We start from the raw sequence: 752 nt of genomic DNA on the forward strand, positions 1-752 counted from the left end.
ATATGACACGATGATAGATCAGAACGATGAAAAAAGTTTGCTCGTAAGTTTTTTGTTTCCCGAGGTACATGAAGATGGGCATCTAGATAATCTGACGGCATCTGTTGTTTTCTTGGTATTTAAAAATAAGTTGATAATTTTTACAAAACAAAAATTAAAATTCATTCCCGAACTCTTATCCAATATGGTTTTACGTGATGTCAATAATTTCATGGAGGAAGTACTTTTAAAGATCACGCAAAAAGATTTCCATGTGATGCTTAACAACCTTCGTGGAGTCAAGGAAAAAATTGATGATTTAGACTCAGAAATATCAACGTCCGGTCCACTCAGACCAGCGTTTGGTAATTTATTGACTCTTCAAAAATACATGATAGCTTTGTCAACAACCTATGGCGCTAATCACAAAGCGCTGGATTTCATTAAAAAAAATTTCACAACTATTAATGATATTGATTTTACCACCAAAAAAATAATTGATGAGATATACGATACAAGCGACACAATGGATAGAATTATTTTAGGTTACAGCCAATATTTGGCTGATTTGGAAGATATGATAAACAATATGATTTCTTATCAGCTTAACATGATTATGAAAACTCTAACAGAGATATCAATCGTTTTGACTATTCCAGCGATTATTTTTGGTTTTTGGGGAATCAATGTCGATGTCCCGTTTGAAAAATCTTCTTATGGTGTTTTTGCTGTGCTGATTATCTCTGTTATACTAAGCCTAATTTGCTGGTTTT

Annotated in this window: 1 protein-coding gene; it reads left to right on the plus strand. The window is 32.7% G+C overall.

What is annotated here, in order from left to right:
* Positions 1-752 (plus strand): magnesium transporter CorA family protein (locus GB992_RS11390; RefSeq protein ID WP_161002549.1); only part of this gene is annotated, 752 nt, incomplete at both ends.

Source organism: Furfurilactobacillus milii, from assembly GCF_009863985.1.
GTDB classification, from domain to species: domain Bacteria; phylum Bacillota; class Bacilli; order Lactobacillales; family Lactobacillaceae; genus Furfurilactobacillus; species Furfurilactobacillus milii_A.